Origin of the sequence: Sulfurovum sp., assembly GCF_036568385.1 — a bacterium.
Taxonomy (GTDB): domain Bacteria; phylum Campylobacterota; class Campylobacteria; order Campylobacterales; family Sulfurovaceae; genus Sulfurovum.
The window spans coordinates 1-4,975 of the sequence record NZ_DATCSP010000009.1; the positions used below are offsets into that span (position 1 = coordinate 1).

General features: G+C 42.1%; 5 protein-coding genes and 1 riboswitch. Of the genes, 3 read left to right on the top strand and 2 right to left on the bottom strand.

Translation table 11 applies throughout. From position 1 onward, the window contains the following. A partial coding sequence (locus VIM88_RS00795; protein WP_331860974.1) for an NTP transferase domain-containing protein occupies nucleotides 1-489 on the top strand: 489 nt, incomplete at its 5' end. Here the strand turns inward: VIM88_RS00795 and VIM88_RS00800 are convergent. Beyond that, a complete protein-coding gene (locus VIM88_RS00800; RefSeq protein ID WP_331860975.1) occupies nucleotides 476-1,402 on the bottom strand; it encodes a LysR family transcriptional regulator in 927 nt (308 codons plus the stop codon). The two genes, VIM88_RS00795 and VIM88_RS00800, sit on opposite strands and share 14 nt — an antisense overlap. A 120-nt stretch (nucleotides 1,403-1,522) precedes the next feature. Between VIM88_RS00800 and VIM88_RS00805 the strand changes: the two genes are divergently transcribed. Both VIM88_RS00805 and VIM88_RS00810 read left to right on the top strand, forming a co-directional pair. After that, entirely contained in the window at nucleotides 1,523-2,587 is a 1,065-nt protein-coding gene (locus VIM88_RS00805; RefSeq protein WP_331860976.1) for a YeiH family protein, read from the top strand. A gap of 161 nt (nucleotides 2,588-2,748) precedes the next feature. Then, nucleotides 2,749-2,824, top strand: a riboswitch (cyclic di-GMP riboswitch). Between the two features lie 129 nt (nucleotides 2,825-2,953). After that, nucleotides 2,954-4,072, top strand: coding sequence for a lactonase family protein (locus VIM88_RS00810; protein WP_331860977.1), 1,119 nt, complete (start codon nucleotides 2,954-2,956; stop codon nucleotides 4,070-4,072). A 176-nt stretch (nucleotides 4,073-4,248) separates the two neighbouring features. Here the strand turns inward: VIM88_RS00810 and VIM88_RS00815 are convergent. Further along, nucleotides 4,249-4,975: ATP-binding protein (locus VIM88_RS00815; RefSeq protein ID WP_331860978.1), on the bottom strand; the 727-nt coding region annotated here is incomplete at its 5' end.

Here is a 4,975-nt window from a genome sequence, read left to right on the forward strand (position 1 = left end):
TTTGGACCATACCGGAGTCTTGCCGAATTCCAGTATCATAGGCTGAGCAGCTTGTTTGAAACCGTCTATATCTCGGCAAAAAAGCATAAATTCGATTTCAGCTGCAGGGTCATTGAAGATATCCATCAAGAGAGTTCTCCGTTTGCTGCGATCATCTCTGTATTTGAAACCCTGGATGCGGAGGAGGTATTTCTATTAAGTGTGGATGCCCCGTTCGTCAACAAGGAAACCATAGAAAGGATCTTGAACGCTAATGATAGTACACTGGATGCGATCGTGGCTGAAAGTCCCAGCGGTGTGCAGCCGCTTTGCGGACTCTATAAACGGTCCATCCTTCCTTTGGCCTATGCACAGTTGAAAAAGAACAACCATAAGCTGAAAGAGCTGCTGGCACTTGCCAATACACGTTTTGTGAAGTTTGATGAGGACTTTCCTTTTATGAACCTCAACCACCCTGAAGAGTATCAGGAAGCCCTTAAGCATCTTTAGGGTCTTTGAGCGTCGGACAGCTCTCTCCCTCTATCATCTGTATCATCAGTTTTCTGGAGAAGTAGACGAATTTTTCAAACAGTGCACTGTGATATTTGTCCTTATGATAGATCATCAGAAAGTCTCTTTTACACTCAAAATCCTTCAACGGCACTCTGTGGAGTTTTCCCTCTTTCAGTTCACTTTCAACAGATATTTTTGAGATACATGTCAGGCATTCACGGTTCTTTAAGATACTTTTGATGGACTCAGTATGTCCCAGTTCCAAAAATATGTTCAGCTTCTCTGCTTTCTCTTTGATATAGTTCAAAAAGACCTCCCTGGTTCCCGACCCCTCTTCTCTCAGTACCCATTTTTTCTCTGCAAGATCACTGATATCGCATCCTTTGCAGAGGTGTTTCTCTGCCGTCACCACCACCAGTTCATCGACCCCTATCTTTTCTCTTATGATATCCTCATCCGAAACAAACCCTTCGACAAAACCTATATCGATGCTTCCCTCTTTGATCATGCTGGCGATCTCTTTTGTGTTCCCCTCTTTAAGGGTGATCTTCACATCAGGATAGGCGCTCATATAGCTGCAGATGATCGTCGGCATCATGTAGTCTACGATCGTCGTACTCGCACCCACACGGATCATCCCTTTATTTTCAGAATTCTTGAATTCATATTCGATGTCCGTAAGTTTTTTAAAGATAGGATCGATCTCTTTGTAGAAGGCACGTCCTACTTCATTGAGCACAAGTTTCTTATTGATACGGTCAAATACCGGCCTGCCGAGTATCGATTCCAGTTCTTTGATAGACATGGAAATGGCGGATTGGCTTAGTTTCATATCCTTGGCCACATTGGTCAAATGCCCGGAGACGACCACGTTCAGAAAAATTTCCATCTGTCTCAGTGTTATTTTCATTCTCTACTCTTTTTCATAAATTCATTCAATGTACTATTTTATACCCATATTTGCAAATTATATCAAAAATATAGTATAATTTCGCAAAAGTAATCAATTATACTGAATAAAAGGATCTATATGGCTTTTTCTGCCCAAAACCGTAAAGGAACCATGAGCGGTATCCTGTTTGTCGCTATCTTTGCTGCGGCAGCAACATTTATCTCAAATCTGGCTCCGGTCCAGGCACTTGGACTTTCTCCGCTTGTGATCGGTATTGTCATCGGTATATTTTATGCCAATACCCTGCATAACCAGACACCTGAGGAATGGCAGGGGGGAATCACTTTCTCAGCGAAAAAGATCCTGCGTTTTGCGATCGTGTTCTATGGTTTCAGACTGACCTTTCAAGAGATCATTGATGTAGGGATGGCAGGATTCCTTGTTTCTCTGATCATGCTGGCTTCAACCTTTATCCTCGGTACCTGGCTGGGACATAAGATCTTCGGTATGGAAAAAGATACTTCCATGCTGACGGCTTCAGGAGCATCGGTATGTGGTGCGGCAGCCGTCCTTGCCACAGAGCCGGTACTCAAGTCAGAAGAGTATAAAGCAGCCATTGCGGTATCGATGGTCGTACTTTTCGGTACGATCTCTATGTTCCTTTACCCGGTACTCTACACTGCGATCATTGAACCCGCAGCAGGATTCCTTCACATGACCGCAAAAGAGTTCGGTATCTATGTCGGTGGAACTATCCATGAAGTGGCCCAGGTCGTTGCAGTACCTGCTTCCGTACCGGGTTCGCCTAAAGAGATGGCAGATGCAGCTGTGATCGTGAAGATGACAAGGGTCATCATGATCGCACCTATGCTGATCATTCTTGGTATCTACCTGAGCTACAGTGCAAAAAAAGAGGGTGGCGCCGGTGAAAAAGTAAAACTGGTGATCCCTTGGTTCGCCGTGTATTTTATCGGTGTAGCAGGCTTCAACTCACTGCACCTTGTACCTGCAGATATCGTAAGTCTGATCAACGAGATCGATACCTTCCTCCTTACCATGGCAATGACCGCTCTTGGTATGGGAACACGTTTTGCGAAGTTCAAAGGTCTTGGACTCGCACCGGTCTATACAGCTTCAGCAATGTTCGCATGGCTGGTGATCGGTGGATTTATCGTGACAAAAGCGGTTTGTTCGGTATTCTAATCCTTCAAGATGCTTTCAAGTAAAGCATCTTCTTTCCCTTTCTTTTACTAACTAATTCTCTCCCAATATATTATTTTATTTTATATTAAGACTTTTTATAATATTATGGAACCAGATAGCTTATTTTAAAGTAAGCTTTCAAGGTTTATAAATCCTTGTTTACAGTAAAAAGCCAAACCTCCCGTAAGAGAGGGGCGGAAAGCCACGGGTCTTCCTTAAGATAGCCGGGTTGCCTGGGAAAATGGTGACTTGGTCTATCATTATCCCAAATTACCATTTTTTCCAGTTGTAACAAGCTTAGTGGTCTATATATAGACTCAACTGAAGCACAATATAAGATTGTGGCAAGTTACAAAAGGATAAGAAATGAAAACAAACCATATAAAATCATTACTTTGGTTGGCAGGAGCAGCTGCTCTTGTGTCGCTGAGTGGATGTGGGAATAGTTCCTCTTCAACACCTTCAACACCTTCAACACACTCTACAGTGTCAGATAATGTAGTGTTAACTGCAAATACTAATGACAGCACCTTATCAGTATTTAATATCGATACTTTAGGAACATTGACAAAAGTGGATGATCTTTCAGTTGGGTATAAACCGACGGATCTTATCATTCATCCCAATGGAAAATTCCTTATAGTCATGAATTCTGCTTCCTCAAATGGTAGTTGGGACGATAATGGTTCTGTAGGAGTCTATTCTATAGGAGAAGGTGGGCTTACACTTGTCTCTGAATCTAATATGACAATGGCATTAAATGGGGCAATTACACCAAACGGCAAATATATTTATATCACTAATCAAAATGATTTTGAAATTTCAGCATTTAGTATTGATAGTGAAACAGGTGCTTTAACTGAACTCTCTACATCACCTTACGAAGAATATGAAGCACATTCAATTGTTATGCATCCATCGGGGAAATTCTTTTTTGTAGGTTCAGAGGATGGAGATATTTATTCGCATATTATATATGATGAAAATGGTTCTTACTCAGAAAATACAAGTAACATTCTTGAAGAAGATGCATTCAATTGGCTTGCTGTAACACCAAATGGTGAATATCTTTATGCGGGATATGCCTCAGGTACTGGAATTTATGGGTATGGTATCAATCAGACAGATGGTAATTTAACTATATTGCCTGGATTCCCTATTCTTAATCCAGCTTCTGGATTAAAAAGTTCTACTGTAACCCCTTCAGGAAAGTATATATATTTTACATCATTTGATGACAATAATGTTACTGGATATGCTATTGGGGGTGATGGAAGCTTAACTCTGATTGATTCAACTGCTACAGGAACCAGGCCTAAATCTATTGATATAAGTTCAGATAGTATGTTTGCATATGTAGCTAATTATGGTGATAATAATGTGTCAGCATATTCTATTGAAACAAATGGTTCTTTGACAGCAATTGACACTTATGATGTCGGTGATGGGCCTAAAAGAGTTATTACAGGATATATTCCATGGTAGCAATACTCTACGGTTATACAACTGCTGACTCTTACGGTTATCCTTCAAGCCTAAGATTGACAACACACTAAAATGGAAGGAGCAGTTTACTCTATTTTACGATATGCATCCAAGTCAAATTGATTTGACTTGGATGCACTTTTTCTTGCTATGGTCTCCAGCTTCGTAGCATATATCTACTTTCTCCGTCTGTAGCTTAAGGCTTCCAACACATCCGATTTTTCTATCTTCTGATGCGCATTGAGGTCTGCAATGGTTCTGCCTACTTTTTTCACCGAAGCGATACTCCGATGTGAAAGTCCGAATTTGCCGATCGCACTTTCCAGGATCCTGCCTGCACCCTGGTCCAGCATGCAATAACTCTCTATCTCTTCTTCTGTCAACTTCCCGTTCAGTCTTGTCTGCCCTCTTAGTTTTTGCATTGTAAACGCTTGCAGTACTGCTTCATGCATTTGCGAGGAAGTGATATCTCCTTTGTCTTCACTGCTGACCTCCTGCATCACTACAAAGAGATCTATCCTGTCCAAGAAAGGATCAGAGAGTTTATTCTGATAGCGCTTTATCTCCACCTCTGAACATCTGCAGGATTTGATCTTCGAGAGCAGATTGCCGCAAGGACAGGGGTTCTGTGCTGCAACGAACATGATGTCCGCTTCATACTCTATCTTGGCATTGACCCTTGCGATGTGCACCTTTTTATCCTGTAGCGGTTCTCTCAGGGCTTCGAGTACATTTTTGGAAAAATGGGGGAGCTCATCAAAAAAGAGTATCCCTTTATGCGCCAAAGCCACTTCCCCTATCTTCGCCATGGAGGAGCCTCCCCCGAAGATGGAGGCGGAAGTGGCTGTATGGTGTGGTCCGCGCATAGGCCTTAACGCTTCAAAGTTGGGAGTGATACCGTCA

Coding starts and splice junctions, on each gene's coding strand:
- VIM88_RS00810 (WP_331860977.1), top strand. CDS start 2,954: ATGAAAACAAACCATATAAAATCATTACTTTGGTTGGCAGGAGCAGCT.
- VIM88_RS00800 (WP_331860975.1), bottom strand. CDS start 1,402: ATGAAAATAACACTGAGACAGATGGAAATTTTTCTGAACGTGGTCGTC.
- VIM88_RS00805 (WP_331860976.1), top strand. CDS start 1,523: ATGGCTTTTTCTGCCCAAAACCGTAAAGGAACCATGAGCGGTATCCTG.